The 24,937-nt window shown below is 38.4% G+C and carries 25 protein-coding genes; 22 read left to right on the top strand and 3 right to left on the bottom strand.

The features are described from left to right. The first annotated feature begins 86 nt into the window (after positions 1-86). The 20 genes from JNUCC52_RS05440 to JNUCC52_RS05345 all read left to right on the top strand — a co-directional run bounded on the left by JNUCC52_RS05440 (position 87) and on the right by JNUCC52_RS05345 (position 21,065). Positions 87-1,826 (top strand): sensor domain-containing protein, encoded by a 1,740-nt coding sequence (locus JNUCC52_RS05440; protein ID WP_337981636.1) that lies wholly within the window; start codon positions 87-89, stop codon positions 1,824-1,826. 3 nt (positions 1,827-1,829) lie between these two features. Continuing rightward, the gene (locus JNUCC52_RS05435; RefSeq protein WP_172770970.1) at positions 1,830-2,966 is read left to right on the top strand and encodes a THUMP domain-containing class I SAM-dependent RNA methyltransferase; all 1,137 of its coding nucleotides are present in this window, start codon (positions 1,830-1,832) and stop codon (positions 2,964-2,966) included. An 84-nt stretch (positions 2,967-3,050) separates the two neighbouring features. Further along, the gene (locus tag JNUCC52_RS05430; protein ID WP_172770971.1) at positions 3,051-4,958 is read left to right on the top strand and encodes an ATP-dependent DNA helicase; all 1,908 of its coding nucleotides are present in this window, start codon (positions 3,051-3,053) and stop codon (positions 4,956-4,958) included. A 255-nt stretch (positions 4,959-5,213) separates the two neighbouring features. After that, entirely contained in the window at positions 5,214-6,644 is a 1,431-nt protein-coding gene (locus JNUCC52_RS05425) for a sensor histidine kinase (protein ID WP_337981635.1), read from the top strand. Beyond that, entirely contained in the window at positions 6,637-7,215 is a 579-nt protein-coding gene (locus JNUCC52_RS05420; RefSeq protein WP_228134462.1) for an ANTAR domain-containing response regulator, read from the top strand. The genes JNUCC52_RS05425 and JNUCC52_RS05420 overlap by 8 nt, the downstream gene beginning before the upstream one ends. A gap of 80 nt (positions 7,216-7,295) precedes the next feature. Further along, a complete protein-coding gene (gene eutH / locus JNUCC52_RS05415) occupies positions 7,296-8,540 on the top strand; it encodes an ethanolamine utilization protein EutH (protein WP_172770972.1) in 1,245 nt (414 codons plus the stop codon). 19 nt (positions 8,541-8,559) lie between these two features. Next, entirely contained in the window at positions 8,560-8,901 is a 342-nt protein-coding gene (eutS, locus tag JNUCC52_RS05410; RefSeq protein WP_172770973.1) for an ethanolamine utilization microcompartment protein EutS, read from the top strand. Between the two features lie 10 nt (positions 8,902-8,911). Continuing rightward, complete coding sequence (locus tag JNUCC52_RS05405) at positions 8,912-9,409, top strand: EutP/PduV family microcompartment system protein (RefSeq protein WP_337981634.1); 498 nt, start codon at positions 8,912-8,914, stop codon at positions 9,407-9,409. 21 nt (positions 9,410-9,430) lie between these two features. Beyond that, the gene (locus JNUCC52_RS05400; RefSeq protein WP_337981633.1) at positions 9,431-10,855 is read left to right on the top strand and encodes an ethanolamine ammonia-lyase reactivating factor EutA; all 1,425 of its coding nucleotides are present in this window, start codon (positions 9,431-9,433) and stop codon (positions 10,853-10,855) included. A gap of 5 nt (positions 10,856-10,860) precedes the next feature. Continuing rightward, positions 10,861-12,231, top strand: a complete 1,371-nt coding sequence (locus JNUCC52_RS05395) for an ethanolamine ammonia-lyase subunit EutB (RefSeq protein ID WP_172770976.1) — start codon at positions 10,861-10,863, stop codon at positions 12,229-12,231. 9 nt (positions 12,232-12,240) lie between these two features. Continuing rightward, on the top strand, positions 12,241-13,254 hold the full coding sequence (gene eutC / locus JNUCC52_RS05390; RefSeq protein ID WP_337981632.1) for an ethanolamine ammonia-lyase subunit EutC: 1,014 nt from the start codon (positions 12,241-12,243) through the stop codon (positions 13,252-13,254). A gap of 10 nt (positions 13,255-13,264) precedes the next feature. After that, the gene (eutL, locus tag JNUCC52_RS05385; RefSeq protein ID WP_172770977.1) at positions 13,265-13,915 is read left to right on the top strand and encodes an ethanolamine utilization microcompartment protein EutL; all 651 of its coding nucleotides are present in this window, start codon (positions 13,265-13,267) and stop codon (positions 13,913-13,915) included. A gap of 15 nt (positions 13,916-13,930) precedes the next feature. After that, positions 13,931-15,421, top strand: coding sequence for an aldehyde dehydrogenase family protein (locus JNUCC52_RS05380; protein ID WP_337981631.1), 1,491 nt, complete (start codon positions 13,931-13,933; stop codon positions 15,419-15,421). Between the two features lie 16 nt (positions 15,422-15,437). Next, positions 15,438-15,716, top strand: a complete 279-nt coding sequence (locus JNUCC52_RS05375) for a BMC domain-containing protein (protein WP_024363388.1) — start codon at positions 15,438-15,440, stop codon at positions 15,714-15,716. Between the two features lie 6 nt (positions 15,717-15,722). After that, positions 15,723-16,364, top strand: coding sequence for a phosphate propanoyltransferase (locus tag JNUCC52_RS05370; protein ID WP_172770979.1), 642 nt, complete (start codon positions 15,723-15,725; stop codon positions 16,362-16,364). A gap of 12 nt (positions 16,365-16,376) precedes the next feature. Continuing rightward, on the top strand, positions 16,377-17,246 hold the full coding sequence (locus JNUCC52_RS05365) for a phosphate propanoyltransferase (RefSeq protein WP_337981630.1): 870 nt from the start codon (positions 16,377-16,379) through the stop codon (positions 17,244-17,246). A gap of 36 nt (positions 17,247-17,282) precedes the next feature. After that, positions 17,283-17,567, top strand: a complete 285-nt coding sequence (locus JNUCC52_RS05360) for a EutN/CcmL family microcompartment protein (protein ID WP_139860183.1) — start codon at positions 17,283-17,285, stop codon at positions 17,565-17,567. Beyond that, positions 17,560-17,901, top strand: coding sequence for a BMC domain-containing protein (locus tag JNUCC52_RS05355; RefSeq protein ID WP_139860181.1), 342 nt, complete (start codon positions 17,560-17,562; stop codon positions 17,899-17,901). The genes JNUCC52_RS05360 and JNUCC52_RS05355 overlap by 8 nt, the downstream gene beginning before the upstream one ends. An 11-nt stretch (positions 17,902-17,912) precedes the next feature. Then, on the top strand, positions 17,913-18,857 hold the full coding sequence (gene mdh / locus JNUCC52_RS05350; protein WP_337981629.1) for a malate dehydrogenase: 945 nt from the start codon (positions 17,913-17,915) through the stop codon (positions 18,855-18,857). 711 nt (positions 18,858-19,568) lie between these two features. Continuing rightward, the gene (locus JNUCC52_RS05345; RefSeq protein ID WP_337981628.1) at positions 19,569-21,065 is read left to right on the top strand and encodes a carboxypeptidase M32; all 1,497 of its coding nucleotides are present in this window, start codon (positions 19,569-19,571) and stop codon (positions 21,063-21,065) included. A gap of 434 nt (positions 21,066-21,499) precedes the next feature. Here the strand turns inward: JNUCC52_RS05345 and JNUCC52_RS23165 are convergent, their stop codons facing one another. From JNUCC52_RS23165 to JNUCC52_RS05335, 3 genes are all read right to left on the bottom strand, one after another. Continuing rightward, complete coding sequence (locus JNUCC52_RS23165) at positions 21,500-21,568, bottom strand: hypothetical protein (protein WP_409370514.1); 69 nt, start codon at positions 21,566-21,568, stop codon at positions 21,500-21,502. A 196-nt stretch (positions 21,569-21,764) separates the two neighbouring features. Continuing rightward, positions 21,765-22,574: an endonuclease I family protein gene (locus JNUCC52_RS05340; RefSeq protein WP_337981627.1), complete on the bottom strand. Its 810-nt coding sequence runs from the start codon at positions 22,572-22,574 to the stop codon at positions 21,765-21,767. Then, complete coding sequence (locus tag JNUCC52_RS05335) at positions 22,574-23,536, bottom strand: S8 family peptidase (RefSeq protein ID WP_337981626.1); 963 nt, start codon at positions 23,534-23,536, stop codon at positions 22,574-22,576. Before JNUCC52_RS05335 ends, JNUCC52_RS05340 begins: the two co-directional genes overlap by 1 nt. A 346-nt stretch (positions 23,537-23,882) precedes the next feature. Between JNUCC52_RS05335 and JNUCC52_RS05330 the strand changes: the two genes are divergently transcribed. Both JNUCC52_RS05330 and JNUCC52_RS05325 read left to right on the top strand, forming a co-directional pair. Next, on the top strand, positions 23,883-24,263 hold the full coding sequence (locus JNUCC52_RS05330; RefSeq protein WP_337981625.1) for an iron chaperone: 381 nt from the start codon (positions 23,883-23,885) through the stop codon (positions 24,261-24,263). Between the two features lie 223 nt (positions 24,264-24,486). Further along, the gene (locus JNUCC52_RS05325; protein ID WP_337981624.1) at positions 24,487-24,645 is read left to right on the top strand and encodes a hypothetical protein; all 159 of its coding nucleotides are present in this window, start codon (positions 24,487-24,489) and stop codon (positions 24,643-24,645) included. The last annotated feature ends 292 nt before the right edge of the window (positions 24,646-24,937 follow it).

Below are 24,937 nucleotides of genomic sequence, written 5' to 3'. Positions count from 1 at the left end.
ACGCGACATACATACCTACGCAAAAAAGTAGGAACGCGCTTTTCTAAAAATAAGGGTAGTATCGATAGATAGGATGGAGCGGAAACATGGGCGGAGTAATTAATAATCTGGAGAAGATTAATTCGATTTCTAAATACCCCACTTCCTTACTGAAGAAAATTTTTGAAAATGTATCTGAAGGCATTATGATTACGGATAAACATAAGAAAATAGAGATGGTTAATCCAGCATTTGAATTCGTTACAGGCTATAAACGCGATGAAGTGATAGGAAAAACGCCCGCGGTGTTGCAGTCAGGTGTACATGAGTTATCCTTCTATTTGACAATGTGGGAAAAGATTCGACAAGAAGGAATATGGCAAGGTGAAATTTGGAATCGTCGTAAAACAGGAGATGTGTATCCTGAATGGTTAACAATTGTTAGCATAACAAATGATGTGGGAGAAATTACAAACTATTGTGGTATTTTCACAGATCTTTCTGAAAGAAAAATAGTAGAAAATGAACTAGAAAAGCGTTTGTTAACAGATTCCTTAACAGATGTATCAAATCGATTTGCTTATATTGAGAGAATGGATAACCTACTAGAATCGTCTTCTACTATTTCTCATTCAGTACAGCATGCTGTCTATTTCCTTGATTTGGATAGATTTAAACAAATAAATGATACGTTAGGTCATGCAGTAGGAGATACAATTCTTGTAGAAGCAGCAAAACGTATTCAAACTTTGCTAAAAAATAAAGATATCATTGCAAGGTACGGCGGAGATGAATTTATCGTTACATTAACGAATGTAAAAAATGTGCGAGAAGCTGCGAAATTTGCTGAGCAAATTATTGGCATTATAGAACAACCGATGAATATAAATGGACAAGATGTCTTTATCTCTACGAGTATTGGAATTAGTATGTATCCCGCTGATGGGGTTACATCTGAGCAGCTTATTACTTGTTCAGATAAAGCGATGACCTATTCTAAAAAGAATGGTCTTAATAGCTATTCATTTTATTTTGATGAATTGCAAACTGACAGTCAGCGTGTTCTTTTGCTAGATTCAGAGTTACGTAGAGCGATTGAAAATCGCGAATTTGAGCTGCATTTTCAACCGAAAATTACTGTGGAAAATGAAAATATTCAAGGACTTGAGGCACTTGTTCGCTGGAATAATGAAAGACTTGGATTCGTATCTCCAGCAGAATTTATTCCATATGCTGAGGAAACAGGACTTATTATTCCATTAAGCGAAGTCATCATTGAAATGGCTTGTGAAGCAGCGATCAAATTACAACAATTTGGTCGTAAAATACCGATTGCAATTAATATTTCAAGCATTCATTTTAAGCAGCAAAACTTTTTAGAGTCGATTCAGACAATACTGGAACGATACAACACGTCCGCTAACAATTTTGAAATAGAAGTTACAGAGCGCACTGTTATGAATAGTGCTAGTGAAACGGTCAGCAAGCTCGTTCGACTAAAACAACTAGGCTTTAAAATTTCGATTGACGATTTTGGTACAGGCTATTCATCACTAAGCTATTTAGTTCGATTCCCACTCGATTGTTTAAAAATTGATCGTAGCTTCATTCAACATATTAGTTCGCTCGATGAAAAACAGGCAGTTGTAGATGCTATTATTCAAATGTCACATCGTCTAAAAATGAAAGTTGTCGCAGAAGGTGTAGAACAAGCGCAACAAGTGGATATACTACGAAAAATGAACTGTGATATTATCCAAGGCTATTATTACAGCAAACCATTACCACTTCCCGAATTGCTGGAGTATATCGAGTTTTGGGAAATTGAACATCAAGGAAGGAAATAATGTATGGCAAATTATAAATTAGTAGCAACGGCTGCAATGGGCTTAGAAGCGATTGTAGCACAAGAAGTACAGGCTCTCGGTTATGAAACGACAGTCGAAAACGGCAAGGTTTATTTTGAAGGTGACGAAACAGCTATTGCACGCACGAACTTATGGCTACGTGTAGCAGATCGTGTGAAAATTGTCGTAGGACAATTTCCTGCAAAGTCTTTTGAGCAACTGTTTGAAAGTGTAAAGGCGTTACCATGGGAAAAATATTTACCAGTAGACGCATCATTTCCTGTGTCAGGAAAATCGGTAAAGTCTAAATTATTTAGTGTGCCAGATTGCCAAGCCATTACGAAAAAAGCAATTGTAGAACGCATGAAGCAGCATTACAAACGTCTTGGATTTTTAGATGAATCTGGTGCAACTTATAAAATTGAAGTTTCAATTTTAAAAGATGTGGCTACACTTACCATTGATACTTCTGGCGCTGGCCTACATAAGCGTGGCTACCGACAAGCTCAAGGGGAAGCACCGTTAAAAGAAACTTTAGCCGCAGCACTTGTTCAGATTTCAAAATGGAATCCGAATCGACCGTTTGTAGATCCATTTTGTGGGTCAGGTACGATTGCGCTAGAAGCAGCAATGTACGGACAAAATATCGCACCAGGCTACAACCGTGAATTTATTTCGGAGAGCTGGCCTTGGATGAAAGCGAAAATTTGGGAAGCGGTTCGAGATGAAGCAGATAGCATAGCCAATTACGATCAACCACTGGAGATAATTGGTTCAGATATTGATCATCGCATGGTAAGCATTGCGCAAGAAAATGCTCTTGAAGCAGGTTTTGGGGACATGATTACGTTCAAACAAATGCAAGCTCGTGACTTTACAACACTGCTTACAGATGGCGTTATGATTGGGAATCCGCCATACGGTGAACGTATTGGTGATGTAGAAGTTGTGGAGCAGGTCATTCGTGATTTAGGACAAGTCATGAAAAACTATCCAACTTGGTCAGTGTACATGCTGTCCTCCATGAAAAACTTTGAAGAATTGTACGGTCGTCAAGCGACGAAAAAACGTAAGTTATTCAATGGTTTTATTGAAACGAATTATTATCAATACTGGGGACAAAAGTCTAAAAGAGACTAACTAGAGTAACGGAAGGTGAGATTTTTTCTTATCTTCCGTTTCGTCGCGTATAATAGGAACAGATTGTATGAGGGGGAACGTCAATTGCGTAAATCTTTACCATTTGCATTAACAAAGGATCGCTCGTTTTTCGAGTCATTAGGTGACTGGATGGGAGACGTCCTTTATGATGAATTACCAGAAAAAGGATTTGAATGCCGTGATGAGCAAATTTTTATGGCGTATCAAATTGAACAGGCTTTAAAAGAGAAAAATGTATTATTTGCTGAAGCGGGAGTAGGGACAGGGAAAACAATTGCTTATTTACTACCTGCTGTTTCCTATGCACGTTATACAGGTAAACCAGCATTGATAGCCTGTGCAGATGAAACATTAATCGATCAGCTCGTAAAAGAGGGCGGCGATATTTATAAATTACAAAAAACACTTGGTTTAGAAATTGATGTACGTTTAGCAAAATCACGTGATCAATATTTATGCTTAAAGCGTTTCGAGGAAGCCGAAAAAGTTGAAACAGATGAATGGATTGATGATATAGCCTTTTCAATTCCTGACGGTGTATATGCACAAGGTTCGATGATTGCTGTGCAACCATACGGCGACCGCAGTGATTATCCAACGGTTAGTGATGAAGATTGGCACAAGGTCAATTATAACGCCATTATGCAATGCTCTGTATGTGATCTACGTAATCGTTGCGGTCAAACTCTTCACCGTGCACATTACCGTAAGTCGACGGATTTAATTATTTGCTCGCAAGACTTTTTAATGGAGCATTTAGCAACAAAAGAGTCACGTGAACGTGAAGGACAGTTAGCGTTACTTCCAGAAGTATCGATGATGGTTCTGGACGAAGGGCATTTATTAGAATATGCTGCACAGAAAGCGATGACATACAAAGTTCAGGCGAAGACAATTGTTCCACTCTTAGAACGTTTAATGGTAGATGGTGTGCGTGAACGAACTTTGTATGCAATGGAAAAATTACAAGACGATCACGAACTATTTTTTGACCAACTTCGTGATGATATTGTAGCTTCTGAGGAAGAACGTAAGCGTATAAACAAATCCGCAGCACTTTTAAAATATGGAAAACAACTTATCCAAGACGTGGAAATACTGCTTGAGGAATTTGTCTTTGAATCAGAAATGTATATGATTCCAGAGTATGAGTTAAATATGGCAGAAGAATATTTGGAGCAATATCAAGCTTCACTTCGCATTTTTACTGCGCAAGGGGATGCTGTTGACTGGCTAGAGGAAACAGATGGCGAGGAAACACTTGTTATTATGCCAAGACTTATTACAGAAGTTTTAGAAGAAAAATTATTCTCGAAAAAACTTCCAATCGTATTTTCTTCTGCAACACTATCTGTTAATAAAGATTTCTCATATATTGCTTATAGTCTTGGTATTAATAATTACCAATCCTTCTCAGTACCGTCTCCTTTTGATTATGAAGCGGTAATGAAAATCTATTTACATGAACTATCTCAAAATAATAAAACAGCTCGTGTTCAACAACTGCTACGAGATGGAGAAAAGACATTAATATTATTCAAATCTAAACAAGCAATGTTAAACTTTAAGGCAGAATTACCTATTATGGAACGTATGCATGTTGCATTTGAAGGGGATCGAGAACTATCTGCAATAGTGCGTGATTTCCAAGAAGGTACTGTGAAAACATTATGTTCCTATCATTTATGGGAAGGTTTAGATTTGCCTGAAGAAGCACTGACTCGTGTCATTATTTATGACTTGCCTTTCCCTCCACATGATCCATTGTTTGATGCTAAACGGACGTTTGCTGAAAATCCGTATGAAGAAGTAGAATTACCATTTATGCAACTGCGTCTTCAACAAGGAATGGGACGATTAATAAGAACATCGAACGATCATGGGGATATTCATATTTTGTTAAATGAAGAAGAAGCTAAGCAACGTGAAACATTTGAAAATATTTTAGCGGTGACACCAGAAATAAAATAAAAAAAAGCGAGTTTGCCATCGAAGCAAACTCGCTTTTTTAAATATATAGAAATAGTAATTTTGACACGATATTAATATAGTGTCGAAAAAAGTGTTGAATATTTCTCTTTTAAACTATATAGTTCTTTGTAATGTGGTGTAATTGATTAAAACATTAAATTTTTCTTCTTGAAAATAATTTTACAAAAGGTTTATAATGATGACAAGAAATTTAAGGAATAGTTACGCTCACTGGTGAGTATTCTATGGTAGGGGGTGGGCCTGTCGAGCATTCATACATTATGTAGTAGCTATACAAACTTATCAAATAGAGATATTGAGAAGTTAGTAGAGCTTGAAACGACACTATCCTATTATGCTGAATTGACAGATTGCTATATGTTTATAGATTGCTTGGTAGAAAATTTACCACATGCAATCGTCATAGCAGAGGCATTCCCTACAAAAGAAATTGGTTTATACGAGAAATCAGTAATTGGCAAATTCGTATTTGAAAGCTTTGAACCTGCAGTATTTGCAGCTTTTAAATATAAAGAAAAATCGTCAATTTCTAGAGGTATCACACAAGAAGGTATCACCGTTGAACAAAATGTAGTCCCAGTCTTTAATGACGAAGGACAGGTTATTGCCGTGTTGATTCAAGAAAAAAAGGTTAAAATGCAAACTGCACCAAAGGATGATTTTGCAAATATGCCTTTTGCTTTAATTGAGCATATCGTCGAACCTAATACGCAACCAATTCCTGTTGTGTCTGATTTATTAGTAGAGTCAATTATACTTACGAATCATGAAAATAAAGTAATTTATAGCAATCCAGCGGGCTATCGTTTTATTACGGAGCTTTCAGGGCTAGAGCATTTTGACAATATAGCATTGGACAAAATTTTACCTTTTTTACAAGAAGTCTATGATAAAGGCGATGATGTCTTTTTCTTAGAAATTACGATTGATCGTAAATCGTTTATAGTGAAAAAAATACCAATACGCAGTCAACATGATAAAGTCACACTTCTTATCATTCATGATCTAACAGAGTTAAAGCTGAAAGAAAATGAACTGATGATGAAGACATTTGCTATTAGAGAAATTCACCATCGTGTGAAAAATAATTTACAAACGGTTACAAGTCTATTGCGATTGCAAATGCGAAATGACTTAGCAGCTTCAAATGCAAGCGCTTTTCAAGAAGCATTAAATCGAATATATAGTATTTCCTCTGTCTATGAGCTTATTTTAGAAAATGAGGATAATGCAGAAGAAAAAGTTGATGTTATCGCTTTGTCTAAAAAGATAGGGCATAAAATGGTTGGAACTACGAATACACCATTTATTCAATTAGTGTTCCATAATGATGAAATTCAGCTATATTGTCATGCGAAAAAAGCTGTTTCTCTCGCTTTAATCATTTGTGAATTGCTACAAAATGCATTAAAGTATGCTTTTATCGATCGCGAGGAAGGTATAATCGATATTCAATTTCTTCAAGATGCATCCTTTATTTCACTTCATATTTCCGACAACGGCGTTGGTATGCAAGAGGTGAAGGCATCTTTTGGAATGGAGATTATTACAAGACTTGTCGAATATGATTTAGCTGGCACATTTACAATTATCCCTAGTGAACAAGGTACACATACTCAAATTCAGTTTCCTGTAAGTGAGGAGGTATTTATCCTAAATGACTAGGAAAGTAATGATTGTTGAAGACGAATCACTTATTGCCATTGATTTGAAATTTATGCTAGAGGATAATGGCTATGAAGTCGTTGCACAAGCAAATAATGGAGAATCAGCGATTGAGCTAGCTTTTACACATAAGCCACAGTTGATATTGATGGACATTAAAATGCCAAAGCTAGATGGTTTAAAAGCAAGTAAAATTATAGAACAGCAGTTAGGTATACCAGTCCTTTTTATATCAGCTTACAGCGAAAAAGAATTGTTATTGTACATGAAACAGGATAATATTTTAGGTTATGTTATGAAACCGTTTTCCGAGAAAAATGTCCTGCCAGCATTGGAAGTGGCATTTCATCAAATTGATAAATTCAATCGGCTAAACGGTGAAATTTTGCATAAGCAAAGTGAATTAGATAAGCGGAAATTAATCGAACGAGCGAAAGGCTTACTGATGCAATCAGAAAAACTTAGCGAAGACGAGGCTTATAAAAAAATTCGCAATGAGAGTATGCAAAGTCAGCAGGAAATGGTAACAATCGCAAAACGAATTATTAATACGTTACAAGTGAATAGTTGAAGCAAAGACGCTTAAAGAGATTTTTTCTTTAATGCGTCTTTTTTTCTATATAAAAAAAACAAAAGGGGGGGATGAGTAAGATGGCGATGATAGGAACGATAATCGTTTATATTATTATGATTTGTGCCGTTTTAGGAGCAATCGGAGCAATTCGAGATGCGGAGTATGGGATTGGAAAAGAATTTATGAATGGACTCCATACTGTAGGTCATATTTTTGTACCCGCAGCAGGAATCATGGCAGCTATACCTTACTTAACGTGGTTTATTAGTCATTTTATTAGTCCAGTTTTTGAATGGATTGGAGCTGATCCAGCCATAGCCGCGACAACAATTTTAGCGTCGGACATGGGGGGATATCAATTAGCAAATGCCTTGAAGGAATCCTATGAAGGATGGGTGATGGCACTTGTTGTTGGGTTTATGTCAGGTGCAACAATTGTATTCTCCATTCCTATGGGGCTTGCGATGTTAGACAAGCGTGATCATAAGTATATGGCATTAGGAATTATGGCGGGCGTTTTAACAATTCCGATTGGTGCATTTATTTCATCAATCATGATTGTCATGTTTAATACAGAGGTTCGGGAAGTCATTAGTACTACATCTGCACCGACGTATGTTTTTGCCATTTCTGTTTTACAAATATTACTTAATTTATTGCCTTTATTTATTTTCGTTATCTTAATTGCGTTAGGGCTAAAGCTTATTCCAAATGGCATGATCAAAGGCTTTATGATTTTCGGGCGTGTAATGGATGCGGCGATTAAGCTTGTACTTGTATTCTCGATTGTTGAAATTTTTACTGGACTTTTCACAAAGATTTTTGGGGCATGGGGCTTTGACCCGATCATGGCAGATAGTGTAGATCAATTCCGTGCATTAGAAACGGCTGGTTATATCGGCATTATGTTAGCAGGTGCCTTCCCAATGGTGTATTTAATCCGAAAATATGCCTCTAAGCCGCTAGAAACAGCAGGGAAAAAATTAGGTCTCTCATCGGTAGGAAGTGCGGGAATTTTAGCGACAAGTGCAAATATTTTAGCTATGTTTACGCTCGTGCGTCAGATGCCACCAAAAGATAAAGTAATCAACATTGCCTTTGGGGTTTGTTCGGCATTCCTGTTAGGAGATCATTTATCATTTACAGCCAATTTTCAGCCGACAATTATTTTACCTGTAATGGCAGGGAAGCTTTTAGCTGGAATTATTGCCATATTCTTTGCCTATAAGCTATCAGTACCGACAGCTTTGAAATTGGAACAAGATGATCGCAAGGCAGGCATTATTAAAGAGGGAGAGTATTTAACCGATCAAAAGTCTTGATAGAAAGAGGTGATGACGTATGAGTGAAGAAAAGAAACGATTTATTCAGGAATTTGTCCCAGGTAAGCAACTTACATTGAGTCATCTCATTGCAAATCCTGATCCTGATATGTTTCAAAAGCTTGGTATTCAAGAAGCGGGTGCACTTGGCATTATGACTTGTACACCGAGTGAAACAGTCATTATTGCTGGGGACATAGCTACAAAGGCAGCAAATGTAAAACTGGGGTTTTTAGATCGTTTTACTGGCAGTCTCGTTATCGTGGGCAGTGTCTCTGAAGTTGAAATGGCGATGTTAGAAATTAATCGTTTTCTTTCAGAAATGCTAGGCTATACGCCATCTAAAATAACGAAGTCATAGGATGTGCCATATGAAAAATCGAGTAATGATAATAGGCGGTGTGCAAGCTGGTAAGTCAACGCTAATGAATGTGCTACTCGGCAAAGATAGCAAAGCTAATAAAACGCAAGCACTCGTTTTTGATGACTGGATTGTTGATACACCTGGAGAATATATAGAAAATCCAATGTATTACAGAAATATTATGGCAACATCGCTTGAAGTGACACATGTAATTTATTTACAAGATGCAACATCATCAAGAAGTGTTTTTCCACCACAATTTAGCTTAGGCATTCCTAAAATGCAAATTGGTGTTATTACTAAAATTGATGCACCACTTGCTGATATAGAGCGAGCAACAACATTATTAAAAAACGTGATGACACACGGTCCAATCGTCCAAACATCTGCATGGCAAATGCTTGGCATTGAGTATATTGCACCGCTAATTCAGCTCAATTCAGACGAGGAAATTAGGGAATTTGTTAACGAAAGCGATAGTCCCTATCTCATTTATTGTCCGTAGTCACATAGAGGGAGGCATAAGTTGAAAACAGAAAAAATTTTTAGTGCTGGCATTGATATTGGGACAAGTACAACAAAGATGGTTGTTAGTAGTTTTCTGTTAAAAAACGTTGCTGGTGTGACACATGTGCCGCGGATAGAAATAATTGAAAAAACAGTGTTACATCAAAGTCCTATTATTAAAACGCCGTTTGTCAATCATGACATGATCGATATGGAACAGATAGAACAATTTATATTTCAGCAATATGAGCTTGCTCAAATTTCACCTACGGCTATATCCACAGGGGCCATCATAATTACGGGTGAATCCGCTACGAAGGAAAATGCTAGTGAGGTTGTCCATGCAATTGCTGACACAGCAGGTCATTTTTTAGTTGCGACTGCAGGGCCAGATTTAGAAGGGATTATTGCGGCTAAAGGTGCAGGTACTGTCCAACTGTCAAAAAAAACAGGCAAAGTCATCGCCAATATCGATATTGGTGGGGGTACAGCTAATATCGCAGTTATGCAGTTCGGTGAAGTCATTGGTACATGTACATTGCATGTTGGTGGTAGATTAATTGAATTTCATCATGGCAAGATCCTTTCCATTTCACCACCCATTAAGAAGCTCATGGAGAACTGGCCAAATCCATTACAGCTAGGGGATTCGGCAGACGATGCTCGCGTTGCGTTGCTTATTCAAGAAATGGTGTGCTTCTTAGCTAAAACATTGAGTGGGCAAGAAATTGATGCCGAGCATCCATTGTTATTAGGTCATTTGCCAAATTGGCAAAAGCCAGTCGAGGCTATCGTCTTTTCAGGTGGAGTAGCTTCCTGTATTTATCATGATGATTGTTCACAGCGTCAGTATGATGATATCGGTGAAAAACTAGCATGTATGCTTTTACAGCACGAGCAATTACAAACATTTTTATGGTTACAGCCACAAGAAACTGCAAGAGCAACTGTGACGGGTGCGGGGATGCAAACAACTGAAATTAGTGGTGCGACCATTCAAGTAGATGCCGATGTATTGCCGTTAAAAAATGTTCCAGTATTTAATTGTCATATGAATTCTGCATCAAAAGCGTTCGACCATATGGTAAAGACGGCAGTGGAAAGAGCAGATGCACTCTTTTCGATAGAGGACAATCACTCCCCATTTGCCCTTTATTTTAGTGAGTTACCTTACTTAAGCTTTCAGGATGTCCATACATTATGCGAGGCCATTTTACAGCACTTAGGAACAAGAAGCTCCAAGGACATACCAATTATCATAGTCATTCAATCAGATTATGCAAAGGTTATAGGGCAAACGATACAAGCGCTTAATTCGACCGTTCCTATACTATGCATCGATCAAATTAAAGTAGAAACAGGTGATTATATTGACATTGGGGAAGTGCTACCTTCTGGTGTTGTCCCTGTTGTTGTCAAAACACTAGCTTTCCACTCAAAGTAAGGAGGATGAATGTGAATCTATCGGTGATATTTGGTGGAGAAAAATATAATTTTCATTCATTAAAAGACGTAATGGCCAAGGCCAATGAAGAAAAATCAGGAGATCGGCTAGCGGGTATAGCTGCCGAATCAGTACAACAACGCATTGCAGCAAAAGCTGTGCTTAGCGAATTACTCGTGAAGGATATACGAGAGAATCCTTTAGTTCCTCCAGAAAATGATGAGGTCACACGCATTATTGAAGGGGATATCAATGAGCAAATTTACGGAGAAATAAAAAATTGGAGCATTGAGCAGCTTAGAGAATACATTTTATCAAATAATACAGGCGATCGAGAGTTAAAGCGCTTAAGTAAAGGCATGAATTCAGAAATTATTGCAGCTGTCACGAAGCTCATGTCTAACTTGGATTTAGTTCATGCGGCTAATAAAGTAGAAATCCTTTCAACGTGCAATATTACGATTGGGCAAAAGGGGACGCTTTCCTCAAGGCTACAGCCCAACCATCCAACAGATAATATTGACGGCATTATTGCCTCTTTAAAAGAGGGATTGTCCTATGGAATCGGCGATGCCGTTATTGGTATTAACCCTGTAGACGATTCGGTCGAGAGTGTTAAAAAAGTTTTACATGCTACAAAAGAATTTATCAATGAGTGGTCGATCCCTACACAGAACTGTGTATTGGCACATATTACAACTCAAATGAAGGCCATCAAGCAAGGGGCCCCGGCAGATATGATTTTCCAAAGTATTGCTGGTACTGAAATTGCCAACCGCTCGTTTGGTATTTCTGCAGACTTAATTCAAGAAGCAGAGGAGCTTGTGAAAAAACAAGGAACGGGAACGGGACCGAATTTATTTTACTTTGAAACAGGGCAAGGCTCGGAGCTTTCGGCCGAAGCACATATGGGCATTGACCAAGTAACACTGGAATCACGCAATTATGGATTTGCTAGACATTTTAATCCGTATATTGTCAACACCGTTGTTGGTTTTATCGGCCCAGAGTATTTATATAACAATAAACAAGTTATTCGGGCAGGGCTCGAAGATCACTTTATGGGTAAAATGCACGGCATTCCAATGGGTGTTGATATTTGTTACACAAATCATATAAAGGCAGACCAAAATGATGTGGAAGATTTAAGCGTGTTACTAACCGCAGCAGGTGTGAACTTTATTATTGCAGCGCCGATGGGAGACGATATTATGCTGAACTACCAGTCAATGAGTTTCCATGATGTTGCAACATTGCTTCAAACATTTGGTAAAAAACCAGCGCCTGAGTATTTAGTTTGGTTAGAAAAAATGGGCATTTACGAAGATGGACGACTTTCAGCTAGAGCTGGCGATTTATCGATATTTGAAAGGTAGGTGAAACCATTGAATGAGCAGCTAGTATCCATGATTACAAAGCTTGTTATGGAGAAAATGAATAATGATTCATCAAACGATTCATCTGAACAACAAGCGACGCCTACGGTAGAACAAAAAGAACCACTTATTAAGTTTAATGAACCAGCTGCTAATCGTTTTGAAGAACAATCGAATCCAATGACAACATCGGATCAACCGTTGATTAAGCTTTATCAACAAGCATCCTCTACACAAAAGTCGCACAGTGCAACGATTGTAGAGCATTCTTCAACAGGGGAACCTACTAAAGCATTTCAATTTGAAGAGGAAAATCAATCGGAAAGTGTACAAGCGGCAAAAAAACATACACCTGCCAGAATTGGTGTAGGTAGAGCGGGAACAAGACCAAAAACAAAAACTTGGTTAAAGTTCCGCCTTGATCATGCAGCAGCAGTTGATGCCGTATATGGTGAAGTGACAGAAGGGCTATTACAAAAATTGAATATCTTTCAAGTTACAACACGAGTAACGGATAAAGAAGAATATATTACGCGACCAGATTTAGGTCGTCGCTTATCGGATGAATCGAAAGCACTTATTCAATCATCTTGCAAAGCACGTCCAACAGTACAGATCATTATTTCTAACGGCTTAAGTGCAAGTGCGATAGAAGAAAATGTGCAAGATGTTTATTTAGCATTACAGCAAAGTCTTAGCAATTTAAATATTGAAATAGGCACCACTTTTTATATTGATAAAGGGCGTGTTGCCCTCATGGATGAAATTGGCGAACTATTGCAGGCAGAGGTCATTGTTTACCTTATTGGGGAACGCCCTGGCCTTGTATCAGCAGAGTCGATGAGTGCGTATTTATGTTATCAGCCGAGAATAGGTACGGTAGAAGCGGATCGAATGGTTATTTCAAACATTCATAAAGGTGGTATTCCGCCTCTTGAGGCAGGTGCCTATTTAGGTACAGTCGTTCAAAAAATATTGCAATACAAGGCAAGCGGCGTAAATCTTGTCGCTAAAGAAAGTTAGGGGGAAAGCCATGAATCCTCAAAAAATTATGGCTGAAATTTTAGCAATGCAAATGATTCCTAGAGTGAATCGTGAATTAGCAGCACAGCTTGAGTTAAAGCCAAATCAACATAGCATTGGGCTTGTCACACTAACAATCGATGATGTCGGTTATGTAGCATTAGACGAGGCGACGAAAAAAGCTGCTGTGGATGTCGTTTATGCAAAAAGTTTCTATGCAGGAGCAGCACATGCCTCAGGTCCCTTATCAGGTGAAATGATTGGCATTATCGCGGGCAGCTCACCAGACGAAATACGCAGTGGGCTAGATGCAATTGAACAAAAAATTCAATTCGATACGTATTTTGAAGCAATTAATGGCAATGACAGCCATGCTCTTTTTGCGCATACTGTTGCAAGCTGTGGCACCTATTTGGCCGAGCTAGCAGATGTGAAGATTGGCACGGCGCTCGCCTACTTAATCGCCCCACCACTTGAGGCGGTCGTTGGTTTAGATGCCGCATTAAAGGCAGCGGATGTAGAGCTAAAACTATTTTTTGGTCCACCTTCAGAAACGAACTTTGGTGGTGGCATAGTGAGTGGCAGTCAGTCTTCATGTCAAGCTGCGGCAGATGCTTTTAGAGAAGCAATCGAAAATGTTGCGAGAAATCCAGTTATTTAGAAAGGAGGCGGCTTTATGGCTTCTTTAGATAAAGATTTATTAGCCATTCAGGAAATGAGAGACGCCGTAAGACAGGCAAATACAGCACAAGCAGCCTATATGCAATATTCACAGCAACAAGTGGATACCATCGTAAAGGCTGTGGCGGATGCCGCATTTAAAGAGGCAGAACGATTAGGCAAAATGGCAGTACAAGAAACTGGGATGGGTATCCCCAATCATAAAAAAATGAAAAATGAAGTTGCTTCGAGAGATGTTTATGAAGATATAAAGGATTTAAAGACTGTTGGCGTTATAGGCACTGACCGTATAAAAAAAGTGACAGAGATTGCAAGCCCATTTGGTGTTATTGCAGGGATTGTGCCAACAACGAATCCTACTTCAACCGCAATCTTTAAAACACTTATTTCATTAAAAACAAGAAATGGTATTGTCCTTAGCCCACATCCCTATGCTGTTAAATGTACAAAGGAAGCTTTAGAGATTTGTAGAGTAGCGGCGGAAAAAGCTGGTGCACCAGAAGGATTGTTGCAATGTTTAACAATGTCTTCAATGGAAGCGACACAGCAATTAATGAAGCATCCTAATATACATTTAATTTTAGCGACAGGTGGCGGTGCGTTAGTAAAAGCGGCATACAGCTCTGGAAAACCTGCGTATGGAGTAGGACCAGGAAATGTGCCAGCTTACATCGAAAAATCAGCCAATATTCAAAAAGCTAGTCGTCAGTTAGTACAAAGTAAATCGTTTGATAATGGCACCATTTGTGCAACAGAGCAGGCCATTATCGTGGATAAAGCGATTGCAGAGCAAGTTTTAGCCGAGTTAAAGAAACAGCATGCGTATATTTTAAACGCTGAAGAGAAGTTGAAGATGGAGAAGCTGATTTCTCCTGTGCCAGGAAAAGTAAACCCTCAAATTGTTGGGAAATCAGCAGTGAGCTTGGCCAATTTAGTCGGTATTGTCGTGCCAGAAGAGACGAAAGTACTTGTTGGGTTGGAGACGCTGATCGGTAAAAATATTCCATTTTCACTAGAAAAGCTTTCACCGATATTTGCGTTCTACACAGTAGAGGACAGCACAGAGGCAAAACAAGTGATGATTGATTTATTGAATATTGGAGGACGCGGTCATTCATGTTCTATTCATACGGAAAATGCAGCGTTAGCAGAGCAGTTTTCGCTCGACTTACCAGTGTCGCGTATTGTCGTTAACACGTTATCGTCGATTGGCGCAGTTGGTGGAACAACTGGATTAGCCCCATCCTTTACATTAGGCTGTGGTACATTTGGGGGCAATATTACGTCCGATAATATTACAGCTAGACATTTATTGAATATAAAACGCATGGCATATGGCATTAAAGATATAGAGGTGCCAAAACCGGAATTGGAAATTGAACCAGTAGTAGAAAATATTAAGGCGCAAGCACCATCACTGGATACAGAAGTGGTGCAACAAATTGTCGATCAAGTATTAAAGCAAATCACATTACAAACTAAATAATTTGGAGGAATGACAAATGAGTACAGCATTAGGAATGGTAGAAACAAAAGGTCTTGTAGGAGCAATTGAAGCGGCGGATGCAATGGTAAAGGCTGCGAGTGTTAATTTAGTAGGGAAAGTACATGTTGGTGGCGGAATTGTTACGGTTTTAGTGCGAGGCGATGTAGGCGCAGTAAAAGCAGCTACAGATGCAGGTGCAGCAGCAGCGCAACGTGTTGGAGAACTGCTTTCTGTTCATGTAATTCCACGCCCACATAACGAATTGGAATTAATCTTGCCAAAAGCAGAAGCGTAAGTACCAATGGATGTCTATCATAAGAAAAATAAGTTACTAGATTTAGAGGTGGCTAGCTTGAACATAAAATCTAAAGCATTTCCAGTTGCCATTTCAGCTCGCCATGTACATGTTAGTGAAGAGGATTTGCAGGCATTGTTTGGTCCAAACGCAACGTTAACGAAAGATTTTGACCTTTCGCAGCCAGGACAGTTTGCAGCGAATGAGCGTGTCTCCATAGAAGGACCAAAAGGTATTATTCACAATGTACGTATATTAGGACCAGTAAGAGCGGCAACCCAAGTGGAAATAAGTCGAACAGATGCGATGAAATTAGGAGTAACCCCTCCTTTGAGACAATCGGGGGATATTGCAAATTCAGCAAGCATCAAATTAATTAACCAACAACAAGCAATTATGATTGAGCAGGGAGTTATTATTGCACAGGCGCATATTCATATGACAGAAGGAGATGCGCAAGCATTGGATGTCCACAATAATGAATTAGTGTCTGTAGTAGTTGAAAGCGAAAGACCTGTAACATTCCGTGGTGTAGTCGTGCGTGTATCGAATGATTTTTGCTTAGAAATGCATATCGATACAGATGAAGCGAATGCAGGCTTTATTCAACAGCAAGCTCAGGGGAGAATTGTTAAAACATTTTCATAAGGAGGAGGTTTGATGCAGGAACAATTAGTGCAAAAAATTGTAGAAGAAGTATTACAGCAAGTATTAAAAAATCAGCCTTCCCCACACGACGACGGTAAAATTCCAATCGGTGTATCAGCGCGACATGTCCACCTTGCACAGGCAGAAGTAGAGCAACTTTTTGGCGAGAACTATCAATTAACACCTAAGTTTGAGCTGTCACAGCCAGGCCAATTTGCAGCTGAAGAAACGGTCGTTATTGCGGGACCGAAAGGCTCTATTGAAAGGGTTCGCATATTAGGTCCAGCACGCACTTTAACACAAGTTGAAGTTAGCTGGACAGATGCGATGAAGCTCGGCGTCAAGCCACCATTAAGAGTATCTGGAGACATTAAAGGCTCCAGCCCTGTTACGTTAATTGGGCCAAAAGGCAGTGCAGTACTAACAGAAGGGTTGATTATTGCGCAAGCGCATATTCATATGTCACCGTCAGATGGGTTGAGGTTCCAAGTAGTGGATGGGCAATCAGTGCAAATCAAGGTTCAAGGAATACGACCTATTACTTTATCCAATGTGTTGATTCGGGTGTCTGAGCGCTATCGTTTGGAAATGCATATCGATACTGATGAAGCAAATGCAGGCTTAATCCAACAAGGCGCATTGGCTGAAATCATCAATGGTCAAGCGATTGAAGCGATAACTGTGAAAGAACGTCCGCTCGTTGTAAATCAACCACCTGTAAAACAATCGGTTTATCATTTTGACAAGAAGCTTCTTTCACAGGTGGAAGTGCTTGAAATAGAAGCGCAAGAAATAGTTGTGCCGAAAAAAACTATCGTTACGGCACTAGCTTATGACAAATTACGAGAGCTGAATAAAAAATTAACGATTCGCTCTGAATAATAAGTATTATCTATGCAACATAAAGAGGGTGAGTTCATGCAGATGGGAAGAGTAATAGGAAGCGTATGGGCAACACGCAAGGAAGAAGGATTGAATGGCTTAAAGCTATTAATTATTCAACCAATTGATTCTAATCAGCAGCCAATTCGCACGGAAATGGTAGCAGCTGATCGTATAGGGGCAGGCATTGGCGATGATGTGCTCATAACGAGTGGGGGATCATCCCGTTATATTATGAAAGACAATCCACTTCCTATTGATGCAGTTGTAATAGGAATTATAGATTCAACAGATGTTATGCGAGGTGAAGACATTGAGTAGTGCAATTGGCATGATAGAAACAAAGGGATTAGTAGGCTCTTACGAGGCGGCAGATGCAATGATTAAGGCATCTGATGTGACGATTGTCAAACAAGAATTTGTGGATGGTGGTATCGTGACTGTCGTCGTCAAAGGGGACGTTGGATCAGTTCAAGCAGCAGTCGATGCTGGCAAGGCGGCAGCTAAGCGTGTCGGAGAATTATTAAGTGCCCATGTCATTCCTCGACCTGATGAGGAAGTATTCAATATGATTAAAGGTTCAGAAACACCAAAGAAAAAGCCAGCACCAACACCTGCGCGTGCTAAAAAAACGACAGAAGCTACGGACAATTGAGGTGATGTATAATGGCATTTCGAAAAAATAAAATTGCTATTATTGGAGCCGGTCACACGGGTGCAACATTAAGCTTATTCTTGGCACAGAAGGAATTAGGCGACATTGTATTGGTAGATATTCCAGAAGCCGAAAATCCAACAAAAGGAAAGGCACTGGATTTATTACAAACAGGACCAATTGAAAAATTTAATGTATCCATACATGGAACAAGTCATTATGAGGATATTGCAGGTGCATCTATCGTTATTATTACGGCAGGTATTCCTCGTAAACCAGGGATGAGTCGAGATGATTTAGTTACAACAAATGCGAAAATTATTCAGCATGTTTCGCAACAAATAAAGCAATATGCGCCAAATAGTATTGTGGTCGTTTTAAGCAATCCTGTAGATGCGATGACGTATGTTTGCTATAAGGAAACAGGCTTCCCCAAAAATCGTATCATCGGCCAATCGGGTGTGTTAGATACCGCGCGATTTAATGCATTTGTAGCACAAGAGCTACAAATTGCCCCCGAAGATGTATCTGGATTTGTATTAGGAGGACATGGTGATGAAATGGTGCCATTAATCCGCTATTCCTATGCAGGAGGCATCCCATTAGAAAAGCTTATCCCGCAAGATAGACTACAGCAAATCGTCGAACGTACACGTAAAGGCGGTGGCGAAATTGTAGCTTTATTAGGAAATGGTAGTGCTTATTATGCACCAGCTGCAGCATGTGCTCAAATGGTTGAAATTATTATGAAGGATCAGCGCAAAATTATTCCTTCAATCGCCCTGTTAGAAGGGGAGTACGGCTACAATGATTTATTTTTAGGTGTACCGACAATTTTAGGCGGCAATGGCATTGAATCAGTCATTGAATTGCATCTGACACATGAAGAAACAACGGCACTCACTCAATCAGCAGAAGCCGTTAAGCAAGTATTGCAAATTTGCCAAAACATTTAACGAGTATTCATATAGACGCTCCCCAACGTCATATGATTAATATGTTTGATTGGAAACCGAACATGAACGTGAAATCCCCAATTTAAAATAGAGGCTCCCTTCATATAGAAGGGAGCTACTTTTCGTTTGATTTAAATAAGAGACTATTACCCATGTGGGGGAATCGACGGAAGAACTGCGCGAACCGCCGATAGAATCATAGAAATCGCTGGTAAACCTATGAAAACCGCCGATTAACCTACCGAAATCGCTGCTAGGACTAAGTGAACCGCCGATAGAATCAGAAATTGCCTAGGGGAGGCGCGTTCCCGCAGGAGTCTACGTGGATTATTACTTAGCTAGTCAATAAACACTAAACTGGCATTTTATTTAGATTGTTTAATCGCCAGAATTGTTTGAGTGACTGGCACTCTTTTTAATATAGAAGGCTATGACCGCTACAATGCACAAGGTTAAAAAAGCCACTGTCCGTGATATTTCAGTTGCAATGTATGAAAGTAGTAATCCAATTAAGCCTCCGATAATAAAATACCAAAAATACTTCATTTAAAACCCTTCTTTCTTTTTTAGTAGTCTCTAGGTGATTTTTATTATACAAAGATTTCATTAAATTTTCAGGAGGGCTTTTCTTCAAAATTCAAAAGTCCAAAATAAACAAAATATTCGAAAATATGCTAAACTAATAAGGTGAAAAAAGGGGGATGAATGGATATGACGGTACAGCAATTTACAGACTATGTGAAAAAAATGCAGCACTATCAGGAAGCGCTAGGTGTGGTGTATTGGGATATGCGCACGGGTGCTCCAAAGAAGGGATTAGCGCAGCGTTCAGAAGTAGTAGGCACATTATCGGCCTCCTTATTTGAGATGCAAACGAGCGAGCAATTAGGAGAACTACTATCGGCTTTAGAAGCACAAAAAACAGATTTGGACTATGTAACACGACGTTTAGTAGAAGAAGTACGCAAAAATTACGATCAAAATAAAAAAATTCCAGCTGATGAGTATAAAGAATATGTTATTTTACAAGCAAAAGCAGAAACCGTTTGGGAAGGAGCAAAAGCAACAAATAATTTTGCACAATTTTTACCTTATTTAGAGCAAATCATTGAGTGGCAAAAGAAATTTATTCAATATTGGGGCGTTAAAAATGGCTCTACATACAATACGTTACTCGATGTTTATGAACCAGATATGACGACGGATGTATTAGATCAAGTATTTGGTCAATTACGCGAAACAATAGTAACACTTGTTCAAAAAATCGCAGCTTCTCCAAATAAACCAGATACAACGATGTTATTTAAACAATTTCCAAGAGAGTCGCAACGAGCATTATCATTAGAAATGCTAACACAGCTTGGCTATGATTTTGAAGCGGGTCGCTTAGATGAAAGCGTTCATCCATTTATGATAGGCATCAATCATGGAGATGCACGTATTACAACGAAATATGATGAGCATGATTTCCGTTCTGCGATCTTCGGCACAATTCATGAATGTGGGCATGCAATGTATGAGCAAAATATTGATGCCAAACTAGCAGGTACGCCATTAGCAATGGGGACATCGACAGGCATTCATGAATCGCAATCACTATTCTATGAAAATCTGGTTGGTCGCAATGAAAAGTTTTGGGAGCAAAACTATGAGCGCTTGCAAAAGCATTCGCCAGCACAATTTGGGGATGTCCCATTAGCTGATTTTTTACGTGCCATTAATATGGTGGAGCCATCGTTAATTCGAATTGAAGCGGATGAGCTAACATACCCACTGCATATTATGATTCGTTATGAAATTGAACGTGATTTGTTCAATGGAGACTTGCAAGCAAAAGACCTTCCAGAAGTATGGAACGCTAAGTACGAAGAATATTTAGGCATCCGACCAGACAACGATGCCAAAGGTGTTTTACAAGACGTGCACTGGGCAGGAGGCATGTTTGGTTACTTCCCATCCTATGCATTAGGGATGATTTATGCAGCGCAATGGAAGCACGCAATGGATAAGGATATTCCAAACTTTGATGACTTACTGGCAAAAGGGGAGCTTCTGCCAATTCGAGAATGGCTAACAGACAAAGTACATCAATACGGTGCATTGAAAAAGCCGTTTGAGCTACTTCAAGAGGCGACAGGAGAAGGCTTAAATGCCAAGTATCTGGCAAACTACTTACAAGAAAAATATACGAAGCTTTATCAGCTATAAAAAACAAGCGATTTCTCATTATAGAGAAATCGCTTGTTGCTTTACCACAGCGTAAAGCCTTTTGAGCTAGCTTGTGAATTCGAAATAATTTCGAAGGTTGGAATTGTGTAAGCAAATATAACGCTACTAGGTTTTTGGATATTGCATTAAAGGTAAATGCAACCCATCAACTAATTTTCCTTAATTTAAATAAGGAAACAGAAGAGACGTTTATTCATGTTACTAATTTTTTTAAAGAACCAGAAGTATCAAAGGGGAAGAATAATAAGGTTTGCAACATATCCTTGAAGATTTATTAAATATGTAAAAAATACACCAAAAGAGACCAGCGATAGTTTCTATTAAAGGTAATGAGATAGTTCGGGTTTAGATGATTACATTAAAGGCGATTGGCGCTAGTAAATCACCCTATCCTGTAAGATATAGAGGGTGATTTACTTTTTTTTTGAAAAAGTAAATGACAACGCAAGAATCGTTACAATAAGTGTAGCGAAACTAAACATGAGCGTTATAGACTCATAAACTGTCATTGGAACCATCTCCTTTATTTTCGTTTGAAACGAATTTTTGGAATAAAAGATGTCCAATCACCCTTAATATCTCAACCTACTACATGTAGAAATTATACTTTTATTGGCGTTTAATATTAAAAAAGCGAACTCTAATTCTTTTGTACGATTATAAGGGAATTAGTGTTGTTTAATTTGTTACAATACATTCTGCAATCCCTGGAAAATCAATAAAAGGATTCCGATTGCCTTGAAGTTCATGGATAGCTAGGTTGCGATGCTTTTCATAGATAGATACTGGAAAAGATTGATGCCATTTTAACAACAAGGAGATATTCTCTAGTTCTTTTTTTATTATGTTTGGATAGCGAATTAGGAAATAGAGTGTTGCTCTAGCAACGATTCCTTTGCCGTATTCTGGTTCGAATTTACTTTCTTCAGCTTTGCCGCAGCCATCTTTGATTCCTAAAATGAATCCTTCAGGGATATAATCATGGAAATCGTAATAAGGGTAGTTGCTGCGACTGCTATTGCAGGTAGGATTGCAGGCGAATAAATGATGCAAGTCTCCTCTCATCGGTTCTTTTTTATCGAACCATGATTGAGGGACTACATGTTCACAGTTAAATAGATTATCCGATAAGATGCTCATTAACCCTTTTGCCTGCATTTCGTGGAGCCGAACGTCCTCCTCTATGACAGAAAGGGGGTCCATCCTTTTTCCAGAATAAAGACTTTTTAATGAACCGTTTTCCTGTAAATCAACCCAGGGGTACACATAACGGTGCGGGCTATAGTTTAACTGATCTGTATGTGTTTTTTTGAGCAATGTGTGAAGGCTGTCTAAAAGAGAAGTATTCGTGAATGAAATGCTATGATAGTATTGATTTCTGACTTCCTTATCTTTCTTTTCGTCATAATAGGGTCGATTTTCCTGATAGTTTAAAAAGTCTGACTTGGCCGTTTCCCATTCACAGTATAGCAAATCTAGTTTTTCCATTATATTTTCAACGCCTGTCCAGATAATTTTTGGTTGAATACATCCGATAAGTACTCCTCTGTTGTTAAGTACAGCATTCCGTTGCCTTCGAGTTTTGGCGAGTTTCCTAAAGGAATCGTTCTTTTTATTAATTGTGCATACAGTTCAGCCTCTGTCAGATTTCGCTCAAAGTTTCTGTTGGTATTCTCTTTTATGAGTGCAAGTGCACCAGATATATGCGGTGTTGCCATCGAAGTTCCGCTTAGTTTTGCATAAGTTCCGTTTAAATACGTTGAAAGGATTTCTTCACCAGGGGCAACTAAGTCGACTTCATTATTCGAATTTGAAAAATAAGAAGATCTACGTTGCAGGTTAATGGAACCGACGCTGATGACTTCATTGTAGCAGGCAGGATAGGCCAATTCATTTGAAGAACTCTGTCCATCTCCCTCATTACCAGCAGCACAAACGACTAGTATTTGATTAGTGATTGCGTTTTGAATAGCTTGGTGTAACTCAGGTACATCGACAGAACCTCCAAGGCTCATGGAGATGATATCCACCCTTTGTTCAACTGCATAGTTAATACCATTTATGATCCAGTCGTATTGCCCTGATCCATTTTTATCAAGCACTTTTAAAATCAATAAACTTGCCTCAGGTGCAACACCAACTACTCCTGTGTAGTTATTAATTGCAGCAATTGTGCCAGCTACATGGGTTCCATGGCCATTATAATCGATGTATCGATCAGGTTGTCCATCATCATCATGAGTGAAATTCCACCCACCGATAATACGCCCACTCAAATCAGGATGGGTGACGTCGCAGCCTGTGTCCAATATCGCAACAGTAATCCCCTTCCCTTTAGAATTCTCCCAAACTTTTGGCGCTGCAATAAGTTCAATACCTTCTGGCACCACTTCGACCACTTCGAACACTTCATTCACTTGAAACGGAATTAAATGTAACTTTTGCTTCATTTGTATCCCTCCTGAAAGAAATTAGGTTTTAAGTGTATTCTTGGTAATTAATAATATTCTAACAATTCTGAATTTTGATTAACAGTTACAATAGATGTATTTTTATCTAAAATATCAGAATTTTAATAGTGTAAATAGTATTGGTATCTATTAGTCAATATCGCATGATAACATCTAAAAGATGGTGGATGTTTGTACTTAAAATAAACTGCATTGGAGAAGTTGAGGTTCATGCAACAGAAGATGCTTAAAATTGAGGAGAGTGAGAAATAGATAAAGAATATTTACTTTATTATTAAAGTGGTTTAAAATCCTTTAAATACTTAAATTTACAAGGAGGCATATTATGGAACAAAACATTCCTAAATCAATTGATGAATATATTTTACAATATCCTCAAGTGATTCAAGAAATATTAAAAACAATAAGAAAGGTTATAAAAGAATCAGCACCAAATGCCGAGGAAAAAATAAGTTACCGAATGCCTACTTTTGTATTAAACGGAAATCTGGTACATTTTGCTGCTTACAAAAACCATATAGGCTTCTACCCAACTTCAAGCGGGATTAATAATTTTCAGCATGAATTATCGGGATATAAAACCTCTAAAGGTGCAGTTCAATTCCCAATTGGAAAACCCATCCCTTATGGATTAATTAGTCAAATAGTAAAATTTAGGGTTGCTGAAAACCAAAGTAAAGTGGAAGGGAAAATAAAAAAAAAATAATTTGTAGATGGCAAATTTCCCTTTGTTTATGAACTGTAACAAAAATCATAATAACAGGATTTTTCAACAATCGGCGCGATTCTATAATAAGGATTAGCGCTCGTTTTCATTAGAGGGTTAGATTATTGAATAACATGATTTTGTAAATGTAACTAGACGATTCTTTGGGAGCTTTTTTCATCTAACATTGTAGTATAGTTAAATGTAAAAGGGGGGACAGAGGATGGATAACCAATATTTCGTAGGTTGGGGTACATTGGCATTGATAAATGCTGCACTTGCACAAGGGAAAAATAGAAGAGGGTTAAATTGGTTCCTACTTTCACTTGTATTAGGTCCATTGGCAACATTAATTTTGTTATTTGTTGAAAAGAGACAGTAACACGTTATATTAGTGCAGCAAGGATTTATAGGATTTATAACAAATACATAAATAAACTTCATAACGTCCCAAATACAAGGTAATCTGATTTTCCGAGTGTCAATGAGCAGTTTATTATATACTTTTGTTTTTTAGAAGCGGCGTGAAGTCATTTGATTTCTAAGAAATAACACTCTTTAAGGTAACTGGCAAAGCAACTGACGCTTAGATGCTTGATCTGTTAACCTGCTTAAAAGGCGAATTAACTAAAGTATTAAGAAATTTTTAAAAGAGCTTCGCTTGCCCTTAAACT

Origin of the sequence: Lysinibacillus sp. JNUCC-52 (assembly GCF_015999545.1) — a bacterium.
Lineage (GTDB): Bacteria > Bacillota > Bacilli > Bacillales_A > Planococcaceae > Lysinibacillus.
The sequence above is the reverse complement of the archived record's forward strand: the minus strand, read 5'-3'. Positions and strand labels throughout refer to the sequence as shown.